The following is a 19,303-nucleotide window of genomic DNA, read 5'->3' on the forward strand; positions in this document are numbered from 1 at the left end:
TTCGCCGCGATCCGACCGCGGCGCCGTACGCCCGCGACGGTCCACGCAGTCCGGGGAACGCGCCATGCGCCATCGTTGCACCCTCACCCTCCTGGCGGCCGCCTGCGCCGCGACGTTCGCCGCGCCGTGCGCGCAGGCGCTGGAAATCGACGGGCGCATCGACCCGCAGGAATGGAGCCAGGCGCGCCATGTCGTCGACTTCCGCCATACCCAGCCGCTGTCGCGCGAACCCGGCCGGCTGCCGACCGAAGCTTGGTTCATGGCGACCGAACGCGGCCTCGCCGTGGCCTTCCGCAACGTCCAGCCCGCCGGCGTGCCGCGCATGCGCCAGCACACCCAGCGCGACGGCGACGGCACCGTCGACCGGGTCAACCTGTACGTGGACTTCGACGGCGACGGCCGCACCGGCTACAACTTCACCGTGACCCTGGCCAACGGCATCACCGACGCCACGGTCACCAACGAAAACCAGTTCAACAACGACTGGGACGGCGACTGGCGGCACGCCACCAGCGAGGACGAGGAGGGTTGGTCGGCGGAGATGCTGATCCCCTGGCACATCGCGCCGATGCGCCAGGGCGGCGCCGGCACGCGCACGCTCGGGATCCAGCTCGACCGGGTCATCGCCTCCAGCGGCGAGCGCATCTCGTGGCCGGCGGTGCACTACACCGAGGCGCGCTACCTGTCGGCGTTCGAGCGCGTCGAAGTGCCGGCGTACAAGCAATCGCTGCTGGCGATCACCCCGTACGCGGTCGGCGTCGCCGACGCGGTCGGCCATGGCAGCGACATCGACGGCGGCCTGGACCTGTTCTGGAAGCCCAGCGGCAAGTTCCAGCTCAGCGCCACGCTGAATCCCGACTTCGGCCAGGTCGAGAGCGACGAGCTGACCGTCAACTTCAGCGCCACCGAAACCTTCTTCAGCGACAAGCGCCCGTTCTTCACCGAGAACCAGGGGTTCTTCGACGTGCCGTTCGGTTCGTACAACAACAACAGCCGGCTGATCTACACCCGCCGCGTCGGCGGCGCGGCCGACGACGGCAAGGGCTCGGGCGACGTGACCGCGGCGGTCAAGCTCAACGGCAGCGCCGGCGGCTTCAACTACGGCGTGTTCGCCGCCGACGAAGGCGACGCCGCCGGCCGAGATTTCTACGCCGCCCGCGTCACCCGCGACTTCGCCCGCTTCGGCCTCGGCGCGATGGCGACCCGGGTCGAGCGGCCGTTCCTGGACCGCACCGCCAACGTCTACGAATTCGACCAGCGCTGGGCGCCGAACAACCAGTGGGCGCTGCGCGGCACCGTGGTCGCCTCCGACGTGCAGCAGGCCGGCCGCAGCTTCCGCGACAGCGGCGCGCAACTGCGCATCGACTACGACATGGGCGGCGGCTGGCGTCAGCAGCTGTACGGCCTGCACCTGGGCCGCGATCTGATGCTCAACGATTTCGGTTACCTGGAACGCAACGACTTCAACTACGTGCGCTACGACCTCGGCAAGCGGGTCAGCGACCTGCCGGCGGAGTCGGCCTACGCCGGGCAGGACTGGCACTTCGCGGTGTCGCGCCGCTACAACGACGGCGGCCTGCACATCGCCGACGCGGTCGCGGTCAACCGCCGCAGCGACATGCGCGACGGTGGCCGCCAGTTCGTCGAGGCCGCGCTGTGGAGCAGCGGCCACGACGATCTGCTGACCCGCGGCCACGGCGTGGTGCGGATGCCGGCCAAGGGCTTCCTCAGCTACGAGCGGCTGCGCCCGCAGCGCGGCGACAGCCGTTGGTCGCTGTACACCGAGGCCTACTACAAGGCCGACGGCCTCGGCGACCTCGACCAGGGCCGGGTCACCTTGTACCTGGAGCCGAACTACCACGTCAGCGACCGCATGCTGCTGTTCGCCGGCGTCGAGTACAGCCACGACCCGGCCTGGCTGCTGTGGCGCGGCGACAACCGCATCGCCGATTTCCGCGCCGACATCCTCAGCCTCAACGGCGGCCTGCAGTGGTTCATCGACGACAAGCAGGAACTGCGCGTGCGCCTGGAAACCATCGGCGTGGACGCGCGCAAGCGCCAGGTCTACCGCGTCGACGGCGCCGGCCGGCCGTTGCGGGTCGAGGAGGAGGTGCCGGATTTCAGCCTGCGCAATCTCGCCTTCCAGGTCCGCTACCGTTACGAGCTGGCGCCGCTGTCGTACCTGTACATCGCTTATGTGCGCGGCGGCGAGATGTTCGAGGAAGGCGCGCGCCGGCGCGATGTCGGCAGCGAGTTCGGCGATGCGTTCGGCCTGCGCGACAGCGAGCAGTTGCTGGTGAAGCTGTCGTACCGGTTCGAGATCTGAACCGGCCGCCGGCCTGAGGCCGGCGACGACCTGGGTGCCGGAAATTCTCCGTGACGGATGAAAGAGCCTGAGACGGCCGATTCGATCCCGCGCGAACGCGCAGCCCCTTGCGCTCGCGCGGATCGTGAATCGGGATGGCGTGCCGCGACGATCGGCGCAGTCGCCGCATCGGTCGGGCAATCCCGACGCCGCGCGCGTCTCAACCCGAATCAAGAGTGGAGCCGCACGCACATCGGTTCTGCGCCGTATTTTCAGCCGTTTTCGTCACCGGCTTGCGGATTGCCGAAGGCCGCGCGCGGCGCGCCGAAAAATGCGCGCGGGTTCCGGTCCGGCCGTGCGCGCCCTGTTATTGCTGTGCGCCGGCGACGGAGCCGACACCGCGCAGAACGCCGCGATGAGCGACGCCGGGACGCCATCACCGACTGATTCATGGAGGAATACGATGAACGTTCGTGCAGTCTGCATCGCCGCCGCCGCGCTGACCCTCGCGCTGTCCGCGTTGTCCGCCACCGCCGCCGGCGGCAAGGGCGTCACCTGGCGCAAGGCCAGCCACGCCAACGGCGTGGACAAGATCGGCTGCTTCAATCCCGAATGCGACGCGTACCAGGGCGAGACCGTGTGCTCGGCGCGCCTGCCGGTGCTGTGCCTGAAGCAGGACGGCTCGCCGTCGCCGGTGCCGACCGATTTCTACAACGGTTGGGCCAAGGGCAACATCGCCCTGAGCCGCGCGGTGCGCGGCGATTCGTTCAAGAGCCGCGCCGAGGCCGACGCCTTCTGCCGCGCCGAGTTCGGCCAGGGCTATCGCGTCGGCGAGCATCACGACGGCGGTGGCGGTTGGGGCTGGCAGGCTTACGGCAACATCGACGACACCACTCGTTTCTGGGTCACCGTCGACGGGCAGCCGAGCAGCTGCTGGAACTGAGCGCGTTGCGGTGCGCCGCCCGGACGGGCGGCGCGCCGTGTTCAGTTGCGGATGCGGCGGACCGCGCGCCTCAGCGCGCCGACCACTCCACGCCGAAATACACGCCGCGCCCGTCGCCGGGCAGGAAGTTGCGCCCGTCGAGCCCGCGCGCATCGGCGATCGCGTTGGTGCTGGCGATCCACTTGCGGTCGGCGAGGTTGCGCGCGTCGGCGAACCAGCTCCATTGGGCGGCGATGCGTCCGCCTACGCGCAGGCCGGCGACGGTGTAGCCCGGCGCCTTGAAGCTGTTGGCGTGGTCGATGTAGTAGCCCTGCGGCGTCCACTCCAGGTTCGGTTCCAGATAGAAACGCGGATCGCGCGACCAGCGCAGTTTCGCCCGCAGCTGCTGCGGCGGAACGCCGGCCAGATCGTTGTCGCCGTAAGTGCGGTCGCCGTCGAAGCGGAAGTCGTTGTAGAGATAGCTGGCCGAGACGGTCCAGTCCTTGCCGAAGTTCCAGCCCAGGCCGAGTTCGAGACCTTGGTGCAGCGTGCGCCCGGCGTTGACCGTGCCGAGCGGATTGCCGTTGGCGTCGTTGAGGGCGAGCAGTTCGCCGCGGATGCGCGCGCGGTAGGCGGCCAGATCCAGCGACAGGCCGCCGCGCTCCAGGCGCAGGCCGATCTCGCCGCTATCGGCGCGCTGCTTGTCGACCGGGGTCACGCCGGGGCCGCCGCTGAGTTCGCCGAAACTCGGCGGTTCCAGGCTACGGCTGAGGTTGGCGTACAGCTGCACGCCGTCGCTGGCCAGATAGCGCACGCCGAGCTTGGGGCTGACGCCGCTGTAATCCTTGTCGAAACTCTCGTCGCGGCCGCCAACGATCAGCAAGTCGCGCGAGCGCCGCTGCGAGCGCAGCGCCTGCGCGCCGAGCGACAGCGCCCATTGCGGCGACAGCCAGCTCTGGTTTTCGACGTAGAGCTTGGCGTTGCGCGCGCGCTGGTCGAAGCGGTTGCTCGGCGCGCCGGGCTGGCCGGCGAGGTTGAACCAGCGCCGGTCGTCGACGTCGCCCTGGGCGAACGCGGCGCCGGCGATCAAGGTGTGGCGCAGGCCCAGCGCCCGGTATTCGCCGCGCCAGCGCAGGTCCAGGCCGTAGTCGCGGCTGTCCTGGCGCAGCACCTGGAAGATCGGATGGTGCAGCGATTTGTCGGCGTAGTAGGCCGACAGCGTCAGCGTGCCGGTCGTCGAGGGCGACCACGCCAGACGCCCGGCGATGCGGTCGAGACGATAGTCGCGGCGCTGGTTCAGGGCGAGGTTGCCCGGCGCGGCCAGGCGCGGATCGCGGCGCGATTCGTCCAGGGTCAGGTTGCCCGGCAGCGCCGAACGCGTATCGACGTGAGTTACGTAGACGCGGCCGTCGAGCGCGTCACTGAAACGGTAGCCGGCGTTGGCGAACAGCCGGTAGTTCTCCTGTTCGGCGTGGTCGCGGAAGCCGTCCTGGCTCGTACCGCTGAGGCTGGTGTAGCCGTCGGCGCGGCCGGACGCACCGGCGACGGCGATCTGGCCGCGGCGATAGCCGAACGCGCCGGCTTCGGCGCGCACGCGCAGCGGCGCGGCGTCGTAACCGGTCGGCGACACGAAATCGATCGCGCCGCCGAGCGTGGCCGCGCCGTATTCGAGCGCGTTGGCGCCGCGGTACACCTCGATGTAGCGCGCGCTCAACGGTTCCACCGCCTGGAAGTCGAAGCCGCCGTCGGCGAGGTTCAGCGGGCTGCCGTCCTGCAGCAGTTCCAGGCCGCGGCCGTGGAAGGTGCGTTGCAGGCCCGAACCGCGGATCGACAACCGCGCCTCCTCGGCGCCGAAGCGCGGCTGCACGAACACGCCGGGCGCGTAGCCGAGCGCATCGGCGAGGGTGCCGACGCGGCCTTCGCGATAGGACTCGCCGTCGATCCACGCGGTCGCGCCGGCGCGCTGGCCGAGGCGCTCGCGCGCCTGCGCGGGCGTGGCGACCGTGCTCGGGCGCTGGCCGTGCACGCGCAGGCGGTCGAGCGTGGTCGCGTCCGGCGGAGCCTGCGGCGCTGCGTCGGCGGATGTCTGCGCGTGGGCGGCGCTGGCGAGGGCCAGCGACAGCAAGGTCGATGAAAGCGTGACGGTGCGCATGCGAAGGCCTGGCGGCAGGAAAATGCCGGCCAGCCTAGGGCCGCGGCTGCGCGCGCAGATGCGGCAAAACGCCGCGCCGACGCGCGTGGCCGCTCGCGCCGCCGCAGCGCGTCCGGGTTCCTTAGTGAGCGAGGATTCGCTGCGGGCTGGTGCGCAAGCGTCTTCGGGTCCGATGCCTTGCGCTCAAACCGCCGCGCCGCTCACGCCGCGCTTTCCGCCACCACCTCCGGCGGCACCGGCTTGATCCGCAGCGCCCACAACACCCCGGCGACCAACAACGCGATGCCGGCCAGCGTCAGCGCCGGCGGCCGTTGTCCGCGCAACACGAACGCATACGTCAGCGCGAACAGGGTTTCGAACACGATCAACTGCCCGGCCAACGCGGTCGGCAAGCGCTGGCTGGCTTCGTTCCAGCACAGCGTACCGACCCACGACGCGAGCAGGCCGATCGCGGCCATCAGCGCGATGAAGTACTCGGGGCGCGGACCGAACGGCATCGGGAACGGCGAATGCGTCGCGCCCATGTACAGCCACAGCGCGACATAACCGAACAGCGCCAGCGGCAGGGTCGCCACGCCTTGCGCGGTGGCCCAGGTGCGCGGGCTGCGGTCGGGATGCGCGCGCAGCCAATCGGCGTTGCGCAGCGGGTACCAGGTCCAGCAGATCACCGCGCCGAACGCGAGCAGGCCGCCTAGCGCGTAGCGGCTCAAGTCGGCCGGCGACTGCGCCTGCAGTTCGCGCAGCTCGGCGCGGTTGACGCAGGCGATGCCGGCGGCGATCAGCAGCAGCGACGGCGCCAGCCGCAGCCACGGCAGGCGGCCGTCGCGGCGCGCGTTGCGCAGGTTGGCGCTGATCGCGATGACGACCGGCAAGGTGCCGATGATCATCGTCGGCAGCGGGCCGCCGGCGCGCTGGATCGCGCTGGCCAGGCACAGGTAGTAGAGCAGGTTGCCGATCAGCGACAGCTTCAGCGCCTCGATCCAGTCGGCGCGGCCGAGCTGGCGCAGCGCCTTGCGGTCGAGCCACGCCAGCGGCAGCGCGATCAGGCCGAATGCGAGGTAGCGGCCGACCGATTGCAAGGCGGCCGGGTATTCGGGCAGCAGCAGCGGGCCGACGAAGACCAGGCCCCAGATCAGGCCGGCGAGCAGGGCGTAGAGGGTTCCTAGCAGCATGGCGGCAGGATGCTGGGGATGCGGCGCGGCGTCTTGTACGAGATTGCGGTTTTTGGGGCGGCGCGATCGCAGGTAGCCGGTTGCGTCGTGGGCGTGGTTTCGCGGTCGCGGCTTGCGCCGCTCCTACAGGGAGGCGGTGTGGGTTCGTATCCGACTGTAGGAGCTGCGCGAGCTGCGACTGAAGGGTGGCCGGTTGCGCCGCAAGCGCGGTGTCGCGGCGCGATCAGCCGCGAATCTGTTTCTGATAACGCGCCGGCGTCACGCCATAGCGGCGCTGGAACGCGCGGGTCAGGTGCGCCTGGTCGGTCAGGCCGGTGTCGGCGGCGATGCGCGCCGGCGGCAGGCCGGCGGCGAGCAGGCGCTTGGCTTCGTGCAGGCGCAGCGCCATCAGCATCTGCTGCGGGGTGACGTGGTACTGGGCGCGGAACTGGCGCAGGAAATGGAACGGGCTGAGGTCGGCGACCGCGGCCAGTTCGTCCAGGGTGACGCGTTCGGACAGCCGCGCGCGCAGGCACTCCAGCACCGGCGCGAAGCGTTTCGGCGCTTCGGCGCGCGCGCGCCGCGGCAGTTTCGCGTGGTCGCGGAATTCTTCCAGCAGCGCGTGCAACTGGCTGTCGAAGTCGAGCGGCTCGCGCGCATGCCACAGCGCGTCCAGGCGCGCGGTCACCCGGCGCGCGCGCGCCGGGTCGTGGCGCACGGCGTCGGCGAACCACCAGCCGTCGTCGCCGGTGATGTCCGCGGCCGCGTCGGGTTCGACGTAGATCATGCGGTAGCGCCAGCCTTCGGCGGTCACCGCATGGCCGGTATGGAGCACGTCGGGATTCATCAGCACCAGCGAATCGGGCGGCGCCAGATGGTCGCTGCCGCGGTAGCGGAAGCGTTCGACGCCGGATTCGATCGCGCCCAGGCCGTAGGCCTCGTGGGTATGCGGTTCGAACGAGTGGCGGACGATGTGGGCGTGGTACAGCTCGACCCCGGGACGGTGCGCGGCCTGCCGGAACTGGGCGGCATCGAAGCCATCGTCGAAGCGGTCGGGAACGCCTTGCATGCGGCGAGTATGGCATGCGCCCGGCGATGCGGCCGCGGGCCTTGCGGCAGCGGCGCGGGAGCCGAGCGTTCAGCGGTTCGGCGCTATCGCATCGCGGCGATGCGGGCGCCGGGCGGAGCGGCGATCACTGCGGCGAACGGAACGCGTTGAGCGCCACCCAGGTCCGCGGCGTCATGATTTCGAACAAGCCCGCGCGCGCCGTGCGCCGGCCCAGCACCACCAGCGCGTGGTCGCGGCTGAGCAGCCAGCGCGCGCCGGCGGCCTGGGCCAGCTCCAGGAATTTCTGGTCGTCCGGATCGGCGCAGCGCGGCAGCGGCGCGGCGTCGGCGGCGGCGACGCCGGCGAACGGCCGCAACAGTTGGTCGTAGTCGCGCAGGCACGACGCGCGCAGGTCGGCGTCGAGCGCGAGCTTGGGGTAGTCGAGGATGCGCTGCCATTCCGCGCGGCACTCAGCATCGGTGACCGCGGCGACCGCGCCTTCGCGCAACGCCTGCAGCAGCGGCGCCGCGGCCGGATCGCGGAACGCGAACAGGTCCAGGCAGACGTTGCTGTCCAGGACGATGCGCGGCGCGCCGCTCATGCGCGCGGCCGCGGCGTCACAGGTCGTCCTCGCCGGGGAACGACACGCTCAGTTCGCCGACCCGCAGCAACGCGCCCTGCTTGGGATAGCGTTTGTCGTCGCTGGAGAATTCGCCGTCGCCGATCGGCACCGCGGCTTGCGCCGGCGCGTCCTCGGCCAGGCTCAGGCGCGCGTTGCGGCGCAGCGGATCGCCGTCCTTGGGCGCGAGCGCGCCGCCGTTCCAGTCGCTGACGATGCCGCCGTAATCCCAGTCCAGGCCGTAGAAACGCAGCGGCTTGCCGTTGAGTTTCGCCAGATCGGCCAGCGGCAGGCCGATCTTGATGCCGTTGTCCAGGCGCCAGCGGCTCCCGGCGTCGTCGACCACCGCCAGCGACAGGCCGCGCAGGGTTTGGCTGTCCTGGAAGTACAGGCGCGCGCGTCGCGACGGGTCGTCGGCGAACAGGCGCACGCCGCGGAATTCTTCGCCTTCGGCGCCGGGCAGATGCTCGTCGATGGCGACGTTGTCGGCGCCGAACAGCTGGCGCAGTTGTTCGATGCCGATGTCGGGCGCGAGCGCGCCCGGCAGCACGTAGTCGGTCGCCGGCGCGAGCGCGGGCCGCACGGATGCGTCGCCGGGTCGCGCGGCGGCGGCGGCAGGCGCCAGCGTTTTCGGCGCAGGCGCTTGCGCTGCGGGCGCCGCCGCTTCGCGCTGGCACGCGGCCAGCAGCGTCAGCGCGACGGCGAGCGCCGGGCGAGCGGCGTTCACGGCTTGAGTTCGCGGATGTCGGCGCTGGCGATGCGCCAGGCGCGCTGTTCGGCGCTGGCGCCGTCGACCACGGCGCGGCGCAAGGTGTAGGCGCCGACGTAGCGGCGCTGGCTGCCGTCGCGCTGGGTCGCGGTGATCGACACCGGCACTTCGATATGGCGCTGGCCGGCGCCGGCGTCGACCCGGCCCGGCGGCGCCAGTTCCACCGACACGCCGGCGGTCTGGGCGAAGCCGTTGGCGAACTGCTGCGCGTCCTGGCCGCTGGCGCGGCCGCCGTCGGACCACAGCGCATAAGCGCGCTCGTAGCGATGGGCGTTGATCGATGCGTAGTAGTCGCGCACCACCGCGACCGCGTCTTCCGGCGTGGGCTCTCCGGCGGGCGTGGCGGCGCCGGCCGCATCGACGGCGGCCGGATCGTTCGCGGCCGGCACCGGTGCGGCCGGGTCGGCCGGGCTGGCCGGCGCATTGGGATCGGTCGCGGGCGGCGCATTCGGGTCGGCCGGCGGCAGCGGATTGCCGTTCTCGTCGAGTTGCGGCGTCGTCGCCGCCGGCGCGCCGGTCTGGCCGGGCTCGCCGGCGTTGGGCATGCCGGTGATGCTGCCGCGGCCGCCTTCCGGCGCCGGCAGCGTCGAGGGATCGCCCGACGCCTGGCCGTCGCCGGCGGCGGCCGGGTCCTTGCCGCCGCAGGCGACGAGCGCGGCCGCGATCATCGCGGCGGTCAGGAGGGCGAGGGCGGGCGATGAGCGCATGGCGGAATCCTGGAAAACCGGGGCGCGCCGGAGCGCGAGATTGCCGCAGTGTAAGGCGCGGGGCGCGGCGGCGGCGTTCGCGGTTTGGCGTGCCGTTGGGGTGGGGTTCGAAGTGGCGGGAGCGTCCGCGGTCGCGGCTCGCGCCGCTCCTGCAAAAAGCGACGCAGTATCCGCAGCCCCTGTAGGAGCGGCGCGAGCCGCGACCACGAACCCTCCCGCTCGTGCCGAAACGCCCCGCAGCCCGTCCGGGCTTACTGCAACGTCGCCGCCACCAGCACGCCGGTCAACTCCCAGCGCTGCTCGACCTGATTGCGCCGCAGCCGATACCAGCCCTTGTAGCGGCGGTTCTCGCCGTCTTCCAGGGTCGCGCGCAATTCCACCGGAATGCGCAGCAGTTCCGGCACCGGCTCCTTGTCCAGCGGCTCCGGCGCCTGGTTCTCGATCTTCAACGCGCGCAGATTCTTCAGCGTGCGCAGATCCGATTCCTCGTTGCCGCGCGGCGCGCGCTGGTAGCCCCAGAACTTGCCCGCTTCTTCGGGTTCGCCGGCGCCGATGCGCTGCAGATAGCGGTGCAGGGTGTCGACCGCCTCGCTCATGGCCTCGTTGCGCTTTTTCTCGATGGCCAGCGCGCGCAGTTCGGCGGCGCTGGGGCCGCTGACGGCCTGCGGCGCGGGCGTGGCGGCCGGCGTCGTGGCGGCGGCGTCGTCGGTTTCGCCGGCGTGGCGTTGGCAGGAGCAGCCGACGAAGGTCAGCGCGAGCAGGGCGGGAATCAGCAATCGCATGTCGGCCATCCGCGGACGCGCCGGTCGGCGCCGTCGGCGATGCTAACGGTTGCGCGCGGCGCTGGCGAACGCGGCGGCGGGGAACGCGCAGAGGGTCACGAAGCGGCGGGTGGCGAGGCCGGGTGTTGCGAAGCGGCGGCGCGTGAAGCCGGGAGCACGAAGTCGGCTGCTACGAAGCGGCAGGGCACGAAGCCGGAAGCGGCCGCCCCGACGCGAAGTCCGGCCGCCACCGCTGGTTCCCGCCGCGGACCGCATCGACGGCGCCGCGGAGCGATCGCGCGCCTGCGCTCAGCCTTGCTGCGCGTCGCGCAACTGCTGCTCCAGCCGCGCCTTCAGCGCCTCGTCGATCTTGAGCTGGCGCGCCAGCTCGTCGAGATAGGCGCGTTCCATGTAGTTCTGTTCGTCCGCCGCCAGCAGGCTGGCCAGGTACATTTCCGCGGCGATTTCCGGGGTCTGCGCGGCGCGCGCCACTTCGGCCGGATCCAGCGGCTTTTCCAGCTCCGCGTGCAGCCACGAGCGCAGTTGGGTATCGCCGTCGATGCGCACGAACTCGCCTTCGATGGCTTCGCGTTCGCGCGCGTCGATGTGGCCGTCGGCCTTGGACGCGGCCACCAGCGCCTGCAGGATCGCGCGGCTGTGCAGCTCGGCCTGCGGCGGCGGCAGGCGGTCGACGGTGCGCGGTTCGGCCGCGCCGGGGCCTTCCTGCTGGCGCTTGTAGTCGCCGTAGGCCTTGTAGGCCAGCACGCCGACCGCGGCCACGCCGCCGGCGAGGGCGAACTTGCCGGCGTGCTTGCGCAGTTTCTTGTTGCCCAGCAACAGGCCGAGCGCGCCGCCGGCGAGCGCGCCCTTGCCGAAGTCGGCGTTGAGCAGGCCGCCGCGCTTGTCGTCGCTGCGCTGGCTGTCCTCGCGCGGGCCGCGCTGCGGTTCGCTGCGCGCCAGCGGGTTGCCGCCGCCGAGCAGGTCGCCCAGTCCGCCGCCGCCGAGGCTGTTCTGGGCGGTTTTCAGCAACTGGTCGAGAAAGCCTTGGGTCTTCATGCGCGGCGCTCCGGTTCGAGGTCGTGAATCTCCGACCTGTGGCTGCGCCGGCCCCGGTTCAAGCCGCCCGGCGCCGCCGCGGCGCGCGCGTAAAGCCCGGATTCAAGCGCCGCTCAGCGTTGCTGCACCGCCAGGCGCAGGCCCAGGGCGATGAACACGCTGCCGGTCAGGCGTTCCTTCCAGCGCCCGCCGCCGGCGCCGAAGCGGCGGCCGAAGCGGCCGACGGCGAAGCTCAGCATCAGGCTGTTGCTGAGCCCGATCATCGCCAGCAACGCGCCGAGCACCAGGAACTGCAACCACACCATGCCGCGCTCGGGATGCACGAACTGCGGCAGAAAGGCGAGGAAGAACAGCGCCACCTTGGGATTGAGCACGCCGGTCATGACCGAGCGCAAATACACCTGGCGCGCCGACACCCGCGCCGGCGGTTCGACTGCGGCTTCCGGGTCGGCCGCCGCGGCCGGGCCGCCGCGCCAGGCCTTGAGGCCGAGCCAGATCAGATAAGCCGCGCCGGCGTACTTGAGCACCTCGAACGCCAGCGCCGAGGTCGCCAGCAGCGCCGACAGGCCCAGGCCCGCGGCCAGGGCGTGGATCAGGGTCGCCGTTTCCAGCCCGAACGCGGCCTGGATGCCGCGCGCGGTGCCGCCGGCGGCGCTCTGGGCGACGATCCAGGCGGTGCCGGGGCCTGGTATGAACACCAGCACGGCGGCGGCGACGAGGTAGGCGGCGAGGGTGGCGGCGTCGAACATGGCGTAGGGGCTTGAGAGAGGCGGAGTGAAGTCTGCGCCCGGCCGAGAGCGGCGCCAAGCGGGACGGGACGGTTGCGGCAGGACGACGGTTTACCGCGGATCGATCGGTGGAGTTCGCGCAGCCAGGGACTGCGCCTGCACGCCCGTGCTACGGCGAAGGCGTCGCCGCGACCGCGTCGCCCTGGCGCAACTTCTCGATCGCCGCAACGAAGGCCTCGGTGCCCGGCCACTGCCCGATCCGTCCGAGCTTCTTCGCCCCGCGGAACACCAGGAACGCCGGAATCCCGTGCAGGCCGAAGTGCGTGGCCATCGCCGGATCCTCGTAGACGTTGTCGTGCAGCCACTCCACGTCGGGCCAGCTGAAGCGCTCCTGCGCGAGCAGCATCTGGCCCTTGGCGATGTCGCAGTTCGGACAGTCCTTGCCCCACAGGAACAGGATGCGCAGATGGCCGTCGTCGGGCAGGAACTCGCCCAGGCGCGGGTGCCGGACCAACTGCATCGGGAACTGCCAGAAGAAGCGCGGGTGGGCGATTTCGCTCATCGCGCCATGCTACTGCGCAGGCGCGCGGCGGGCGCGCCGTCCGGCGGACGCTGTGTCCCGTCGGTGCGCCTGCGGCCGCGCGCCCGCGGGCCACGACGCGCTGCGCTTACTGCGCCGACAGTCGGTACAGCGCGCCCGGGAACGCGTCCAGCGCCACGTCGATGCGGTTGGTGCTGGTGCCGACCACCCGCCACTGTCCGGCGTCGAAATCGTATTGCTCGACCTTGACCCACCACTTGTTCAACCCGATCGTCGCCGCGCCCGCGGCGTCGGGGTTGCGGCGGGCGAAGAACACCAAAGCGCGCGCATCGGTGCCGAGCCCGTACTCGCCGGCGAGCACCTGGTCGTTGGAAATCCAACCTACCAGTTCGCCGGTCTGCACCGACAGTTTGTTGTCGACGAAGCCGCGGTAGGCGTACGCCGCGAGTTCGGCCTGGGCCTGGCGCGAGAAACCGTGCAGGCTGGTCTGATCGCTGGCGAGCGGGGTGAGCTGGTTGTCCTGGTCGATCAGGCCCATCGTATCGGCCGGCCGGCAACCGCCGACGATCGCCTGGGTGTCGTTGGCTTCCTTGAGGCAGACGCTGTGGCTGACGTAGTTGGCCAGGCCGCGGCCGCCGAACGCGTAGAACCAGCTCGCGTACCAGCGCAGCTTGTGGAAATTGGCGTAGTCGAAAGGATCGCCGTTGGCGACGGCCTTGGTGGTCTTGGCGTTCTGCAGATACGCCACCGGCACCTGGCCGCGGCTGCGCGCGATGTTGGACACGATCGACATGTTCCAGGCCAGCAAGCGGTCGCGCGCGACCGTGCAGTTCTGCAACGACGGCACGAACGGATAGAAATTGAACGCCAGATAGTCCGGCCGCGCCGCTTCGGCGATGTTCTGCGCGTAAGCGGAGTAGCGCACGACCATGTCGTTGAACTTGCCGTTGTCGACCGCGCCGCTGGCGCAGTCCACGCCGTACTGCGGCGGGTCGAGGTGGCTGGGGTTGGCGCCGGACACGTAGGAGTCGTTGTTGGCGAACAGCGGCAGCAGGTTGATGAAGATCTTCATCTGCGCCAGTTGCGGGTCGGACTTGACGCACTGGGTCAGGCCGCCGACATGGCCGATATCGGCCTCGCCGGGCTCGTCGACGTAGTGCAGCCCGGCGAACGCGGCGCCGTACTTGGCCTTGAGCGGCAGCAGTTCGCCGGCGACGCGGCCGGAACGGTAGGTCGCGCAATCGGCGGTGCCTTCGTTGCCCTTCTTCGAACTTTTCCAGGCCCAGCCTTCGTAGGTGTAGAAGTCCAGCCCGCGGTCCTTGATCGGCTTGGCCAGCCGGTCGAGATCGGCCGCCCGCAGCGACGGCAACAGGAAATGCTTCGCGCCCATGCGCGCGAGCCGGTCGATGGTCTGCTCCGCCAGCGCCGGCGTGCGCGCATAGCAACTGTCCAGATTCGGTTCGAGCTGACAGTTCTCGGCGGTCATCATCACGAACTCGCCGTCGACCCATTGCTCGGCGGCCAACGACGGCAGCGGCAGGGCGGCGGCGAGCAGCAGGCTCAGCGGGACGATCGGCTTCATGCGGGTACGGTTCCTTGGGAAAGCAGGCAGGACATGCGCGGCCAGCGCTTGCATGGGCCATGCGGGGATGGACCATGCGGGCCGTCCGCGGCCCGATGGCGTGCCATTGTGTGCCTGTGCGGTCTCAGTCGCCGCGAACTGCGGGGCTTACTGCGCGACCAGCTGAATCCCGTGCTTGCGGAACGCCCCCAACACCGCGTCGTAGATGTCCGAGGCGACGTTGTTCTGCCCGTTCTCCGGATCGGAAATCCAGAAATGCCCGTCGAGCTGGATGCCCTTGTCGTTGACGCCGGTGATGTACATGTGCGGCGCCGGCTCCTGCAGCACCCGCGGCTGCGCGTTCATCGCCGCGACGAACAGCTCGCGCGCCACGCTCAGGTCGGCGTCGCCCTTGACCAGCACGCCGCAGACCAGGCGCAGGTTCCGGTCCGACCAGGATTGATTGACGATCACGTTGTTGGTCAGCAGATCGTTCGGCACGATCGCCTCGACCCCGTCGCGGGTGCGGATCATGGTGTAGCGCACGGTCATGCGGGTGACCCGGCCGGACACCGAGTTGCTGACGATGTTGTCGCCGACCCGCACCGATTGCTCGAACAGCACGATCAGCCCGCTGATGTAGCTCGCCGCCAGCTTCTGCAGGCCCAGGCCCAGGCCGATGCCGAGCGCGCCGCCGAACGCGGCCAGGGCGGTGATGTTGATGTTGCTGACGGCGAAGATGGTCAGGGTCGCGGCGATCCAGATCGCCACGCTGAAGATGCGCGACAGCGCCAGGATGAAGTTCGGCTGCAGGGTGCGGCTGCGGCGCAGCAGCTTGGTCACGCTCTTGTCGCCCCACAGCGCGACGATGGCGATGACCACGCCGCTGATGAGGCCGCCGATCAGGCCCTGGCTGGAAATCTTGACGCCGCCGAACTCGAAACTGGCGCCGTACAGCTTGGCCAGGGTCTGGCTGCGGTCGACGAACACCGCGACCACCAAGGTCAGCCACGCCACCACTGTCACCGCGCGCAGCATGATCTTCAGCGGCAGGGTCGGGCGGAACAGCAGCTCGACCACCGCGCCGAAAACGCGGATGACCAGGAACAGCAACAGCAAGGTGCCGGCCAGGCCGATCAGCGGATTGTCGAACGAGCCGCCGAACAGACTCAGCCCGCCGAGCACGAGCAAGGTCAGCGCCGGCGTGCACAGGTATTCGACCAAGGTCGACAGCACCGGCCGCTGATGGCCGAGCTTCTGCTTGAGCTTGCGCGTGGCCAGCACGCCGATCGCGACCGCGACGCTGAGCGCGAGCAGGGCGACCAGCAGGTCGGTCGGGTTCGACACCACGTCCATGGCGTCGGAGACGACTTCGGCCAGCTCCGGATCGTGTTCCAGCGGCGGCTTGGGGGCGGTGGCGGCGCTCATCGGTCGGTGCTGTAGTCCGGTTCGAGTTTGGTCAGGGCGCGGTCGCGGCGGCATTGCGCCAGCGGCTTGCCCTTGGCCGAGAGGATGCGGGCGATGTTGTGGTCGGGGCCGGTCACGACCTTCAAGCAGGCGCAGCCGTAGCCGTAGCCGCGGTCGTCGCCTTCGTGCGCGACCCATTCCTTCTTCGACGGCGGCGCCGGCCAAGGGCCTTCGGCCTGGTGCCCGCCCTGGATGCCCACGGTCCATTCCGCATCGGGATCGATCAGCCAGGCATTGCCCGGGGTCGGGTTGATGAACCAGCCGCAGCGCGTTTCCGGCTTCGGCGGCGCGGCGAGCGCGGCGCCGGCCAGCAAGGCAGCGGCGACGGAGAAAGCCATGCGCGGGAACCGCATGCGCAGCGAGAGCGGGGGACGTCCGTTGTGGGTCATGCGCGTTCTCCGTGAGTTGCGGCCATGGTAGCCCGCGCGTGCGTCGCGTCGTCCTGCGCGCTCAGCCCTCCGCCCCAGCCGCCAGCGCCAGCCGGAATTCCAGCAGGCGCGCCGCGGGATGGGCGTGAAGCCAGTCGTCCAGCATCGCCCGCGCCCCGGCTTCGTCGCGCGCGGCCAGGCCGATCCAGCGCGCGCCGTGGCCGTCCGCGTCCTGGTCGAGCGGCGGATGGTCGTGGCCGGCGTCGGGATCGCCGAGCGAGCAGGCCCGGCAAATGTGGCGCACGCTGCCGGTCCAATCCTCGGCTTGCCCGTCGTCGCGGTGCGCGCGTTCGACCAGCGCGTCCAGGCTGTCCGCGTCCGGCGTTTCGATCCAGGCCTCGAACGTCGCGTAAGGCGAGGCCTGCCACAGCTCCAGCGCGTCGAACACCGAGTACTCGCGGTCGCCGCTGCGGCGGGTGCCGTTCGGCGCGCCGTCGTTGAGGACGATGTCGGCGTAGCGGTGGCCGCTGTCGGGCAAGGGCACGTTGCGGATGCGCGCGCGCGCCGGATCGAGCCTGTCGCACCAGACCACTTCGCCGCGGCCGTGCGGGTCCAGCCGCACCGGCGCGCGGCCGCAGTTCATGTCCGGTTCGCCGTCGCCGGCCTCCACGTTCATGCCGAAGCGCTGCCACGCTTCGCGCGCGGCGCTCCAGTCGCGCAGCGCGGTCGCGGCGATGCCGAGATTCCACGCCGCGCCTTCGTGCGCGTCGCGCCGCTCCAGCGCGGCGCGGTTGGCCTGCAGCGCCTGCGGCCATTCGCCGCGTTCCTTATGCAGCAGGCCGATGCCGAACCACGGCGGCGCCCAACCCGGATCGGCGGCCGCGCTGCGCCGGTAATCGCGCAGCGCGGCGTCGGCGTCGCCGCGCCAGTGGCGGCGTTCGGCCAGGGCCAGCAGCACCCTGGCGCGGCGCAGGTCGTAGGCGGTCGGATCGGAAGCGGTCATGCGGCGGGCCCGTAAGCAAACCCGCGCACACTATCAGTCTTCCTCATGCCGCGGCTTGTAGGCCTCCACCAGTTTCTGCTGCACCGTCGGCGGCACCGGCTCGTAATGGCTGAAATCCAGCGAATAGCGCCCGCGTCCGGCGGTCACCGATTTCAGTTCGGCGGCATAGCCTTCCAGTTCCGACAGCGGCACCTGCGCGCGCACCACGATCTCGCCGCCGCGGACGCTGTCGGTGCCGTTGATGCGCGCGCGCTTGCTGGCCAGCCCGCCGCTGATGTCGCCCATGTGCTGCTCCGGCACGTTGACTTCCAGGTCGACGATGGGTTCCAGCACCTGCGGGCGCGCCTTGCCGATCGCGTCGAGGAACGCCTTCTTGCCGGCGGCGACGAACGCGACTTCCTTGCTGTCGACGCTGTGGTACTTGCCGTCGTACACGACCACGCGCACGTCCTGGATCGGATAGCCGGCCAGCGCGCCGTCGTGCAGCACCTGGCGCACGCCTTTCTCCACCGCCGGCAGGAACTGGCCCGGAATGGTGCCGCCCTTGACCTCGTCGACGAACTCGAAGCCGCCGCCGCGCGGCAGCGGTTCGATGCGCAGGAACACCTCGCCGAACTGGCCGGCGCCGCCGGTCTGCTTCTTGTGGCGGTGATGGCCTTCGGCGCGGCCGGCGACGGTTTCGCGATACGCGATCCGCGGCGGCCGCGATTTCACTTCGACCCCGTACTTGTCCTTGAGCCGGTCCAGGTTGATGCGCAGGTGCAGGTCGGACAGGCCGCGGATCACGGTCTCGTTGGTCTCGGCCTCGTGTTCTACGTGGAAGCAGGGGTCTTCCTCGGCCAGCTTGTGCAAGGCGTTGGACAGTTTCTGCTCTTGCCCCTTGCTCGCCGCCTCCACCGCCAGACCGAACATCGGCCGCGGGAAATTCAGCGGCGCCAGATGGATGTGGTCCTCGTCGTGGCTGTCGTGCAGCACCGCGTCGAAATGCAGTTCGTCGACCTTGGCCACCGCGGCGATGTCGCCGGGCACGGCCTGTTCGATCTCGACGTGGTCCTTGCCCTTGAGCTTGAACAGATGCCCGACCTTGAACGGCTTCTTGCCGTCGTCGACGAACAACTGGGTGTCCTTCCTGACCGTGCCCTGATAGACGCGGAACACGCCGAGCTTGCCGACGAAGGGATCGTTGACGATCTTGAACACGTCGGCGATGACGTGGGCCTTGGGGTCGGGCGTGGCCTGGATCGGCTGGGCGTCGTCGCCGGAGCCTTTCGCGAACGGTGGCGGATTGGCTTCGCCCGGATGCGGGAACAGGCGTTCGGTGGTATCGAGCAATTCCTGCACGCCTGCGCCGCTGCGCGCCGAGCAGAACAGCACCGGCACCAGATGGCCTTCGCGCAGGCATTGCTCGAACGCGTCGTGCAGCTCCTGCCCGGACAGGCCGCCTTCGCCGAGGTCGAGGTAGTGCTCCATCACCGTTTCGTTGATCTCCACGACCTGATCGATGATCTTCTGGTGCCAGTCGCCGACCGCGCCGAGGTCGCTGTCGCCGCTCGCGCTGGCGAAGCAGTCGACCACGCGCTTGCCGCCGTCGGCGGGCAGGTTCAGCGGCAGGCATTCGGCGCCGAAGGTCTCGCGGATGTCGGCGAGCACGCGCGCCGCGTCGGCGCCGTCGTGGTCGATCTTGTTGACCACGATCGCCCGGCACAGGCCGCGCGCCTTGGCGTGCTCCATCATCCGGCGGGTGCCGTACTGCACGCCGGTGTCGGCGTCGACCACCACCGCCAGGGTTTCCACCGCGGCCAGCGCCGACAGCGTCGGCCCGCGGAAGTCGGGGTAGCCGGGGGTGTCGATCAGATTGACGTGGATGCCGCCGTGATCGGTGCAGGCGATCGCGCAATCCAGCGAATGCCCGCGCTGTTTCTCGATCGGATCGAAGTCGGACACGGTGCTGCCGCGTTCGATCGTGCCTGCCGTCTGGACTGCGCCGCCGGCGTGCAGCAGGGCTTCGAACAGAGTGGTTTTGCCGGCGCCAGGGTGGCCTGCCAAGGCCACGTTGCGGATTTGTTCTGTGCTGTAGGACATGAGCGGACTTCTCCCTGAGGCTAGGGTCGGAAGGCCGTCATGGCTGTCCGCGCTGCGCGCCCG

Annotated in this window: 17 protein-coding genes; 2 read left to right on the top strand and 15 right to left on the bottom strand. The window is 70.5% G+C overall.

The window, feature by feature from the left end:
- The first annotated feature begins 64 nt into the window (after nucleotides 1–64).
- Nucleotides 65–2,326, top strand: a complete 2,262-nt coding sequence (locus JHW38_RS22840) for a DUF5916 domain-containing protein (protein WP_207523575.1) — start codon at nucleotides 65–67, stop codon at nucleotides 2,324–2,326.
- 442 nt (nucleotides 2,327–2,768) lie between these two features.
- The gene (locus tag JHW38_RS22845; protein WP_207523576.1) at nucleotides 2,769–3,248 is read left to right on the top strand and encodes a hypothetical protein; all 480 of its coding nucleotides are present in this window, start codon (nucleotides 2,769–2,771) and stop codon (nucleotides 3,246–3,248) included.
- A gap of 70 nt (nucleotides 3,249–3,318) precedes the next feature.
- Here the strand turns inward: JHW38_RS22845 and JHW38_RS22850 are convergent, their stop codons facing one another.
- From JHW38_RS22850 to fusA, 15 genes are all read right to left on the bottom strand, one after another.
- The gene (locus tag JHW38_RS22850) at nucleotides 3,319–5,379 is read right to left on the bottom strand and encodes a TonB-dependent receptor family protein (RefSeq protein ID WP_207523577.1); all 2,061 of its coding nucleotides are present in this window, start codon (nucleotides 5,377–5,379) and stop codon (nucleotides 3,319–3,321) included.
- A gap of 200 nt (nucleotides 5,380–5,579) precedes the next feature.
- Complete coding sequence (locus tag JHW38_RS22855) at nucleotides 5,580–6,551, bottom strand: DMT family transporter (protein ID WP_207523578.1); 972 nt, start codon at nucleotides 6,549–6,551, stop codon at nucleotides 5,580–5,582.
- Nucleotides 6,552–6,774: 223 nt separating this feature from the next.
- Nucleotides 6,775–7,599, bottom strand: coding sequence for an AraC family transcriptional regulator (locus JHW38_RS22860; RefSeq protein ID WP_207523579.1), 825 nt, complete (start codon nucleotides 7,597–7,599; stop codon nucleotides 6,775–6,777).
- Nucleotides 7,600–7,723: 124 nt separating this feature from the next.
- Nucleotides 7,724–8,179 carry a PIN domain-containing protein gene (locus JHW38_RS22865; protein WP_207523580.1) on the bottom strand — a complete coding sequence of 152 codons (456 nt, stop codon included), beginning with the start codon at nucleotides 8,177–8,179 and terminating at the stop codon, nucleotides 7,724–7,726.
- A gap of 16 nt (nucleotides 8,180–8,195) precedes the next feature.
- Nucleotides 8,196–8,924, bottom strand: coding sequence for a hypothetical protein (locus tag JHW38_RS22870; RefSeq protein ID WP_207523581.1), 729 nt, complete (start codon nucleotides 8,922–8,924; stop codon nucleotides 8,196–8,198).
- Complete coding sequence (locus JHW38_RS22875; RefSeq protein ID WP_207523582.1) at nucleotides 8,921–9,673, bottom strand: hypothetical protein; 753 nt, start codon at nucleotides 9,671–9,673, stop codon at nucleotides 8,921–8,923. Before JHW38_RS22875 ends, JHW38_RS22870 begins: the two co-directional genes overlap by 4 nt.
- A gap of 251 nt (nucleotides 9,674–9,924) precedes the next feature.
- Nucleotides 9,925–10,455, bottom strand: a complete 531-nt coding sequence (locus JHW38_RS22880; protein WP_207523583.1) for a hypothetical protein — start codon at nucleotides 10,453–10,455, stop codon at nucleotides 9,925–9,927.
- Between the two features lie 288 nt (nucleotides 10,456–10,743).
- Nucleotides 10,744–11,490 carry a tellurite resistance TerB family protein gene (locus tag JHW38_RS22885; RefSeq protein ID WP_207523584.1) on the bottom strand — a complete coding sequence of 249 codons (747 nt, stop codon included), beginning with the start codon at nucleotides 11,488–11,490 and terminating at the stop codon, nucleotides 10,744–10,746.
- 113 nt (nucleotides 11,491–11,603) lie between these two features.
- Entirely contained in the window at nucleotides 11,604–12,239 is a 636-nt protein-coding gene (locus tag JHW38_RS22890; protein WP_207523585.1) for a LysE family translocator, read from the bottom strand.
- Nucleotides 12,240–12,387: 148 nt separating this feature from the next.
- On the bottom strand, nucleotides 12,388–12,780 hold the full coding sequence (locus JHW38_RS22895; RefSeq protein WP_207523586.1) for a thioredoxin family protein: 393 nt from the start codon (nucleotides 12,778–12,780) through the stop codon (nucleotides 12,388–12,390).
- Between the two features lie 106 nt (nucleotides 12,781–12,886).
- Nucleotides 12,887–14,341 (bottom strand): hypothetical protein, encoded by a 1,455-nt coding sequence (locus JHW38_RS22900; protein WP_207523587.1) that lies wholly within the window; start codon nucleotides 14,339–14,341, stop codon nucleotides 12,887–12,889.
- Between the two features lie 147 nt (nucleotides 14,342–14,488).
- Complete coding sequence (locus JHW38_RS22905; RefSeq protein WP_207523588.1) at nucleotides 14,489–15,748, bottom strand: mechanosensitive ion channel family protein; 1,260 nt, start codon at nucleotides 15,746–15,748, stop codon at nucleotides 14,489–14,491.
- On the bottom strand, nucleotides 15,745–16,176 hold the full coding sequence (locus tag JHW38_RS22910) for a DUF4087 domain-containing protein (RefSeq protein WP_242691052.1): 432 nt from the start codon (nucleotides 16,174–16,176) through the stop codon (nucleotides 15,745–15,747). Before JHW38_RS22910 ends, JHW38_RS22905 begins: the two co-directional genes overlap by 4 nt.
- Nucleotides 16,177–16,237: 61 nt before the next feature.
- Nucleotides 16,238–17,158 (bottom strand): tetratricopeptide repeat protein, encoded by a 921-nt coding sequence (locus JHW38_RS22915; RefSeq protein WP_207523589.1) that lies wholly within the window; start codon nucleotides 17,156–17,158, stop codon nucleotides 16,238–16,240.
- 33 nt (nucleotides 17,159–17,191) lie between these two features.
- Nucleotides 17,192–19,240 carry an elongation factor G gene (gene fusA, locus JHW38_RS22920; protein ID WP_207523590.1) on the bottom strand — a complete coding sequence of 683 codons (2,049 nt, stop codon included), beginning with the start codon at nucleotides 19,238–19,240 and terminating at the stop codon, nucleotides 17,192–17,194.
- Nucleotides 19,241–19,303: the final 63 nt, after the last annotated feature.

The sequence above is a fragment of the Lysobacter enzymogenes genome (assembly GCF_017355525.1).
Lineage (GTDB): Bacteria > Pseudomonadota > Gammaproteobacteria > Xanthomonadales > Xanthomonadaceae > Lysobacter > Lysobacter enzymogenes_C.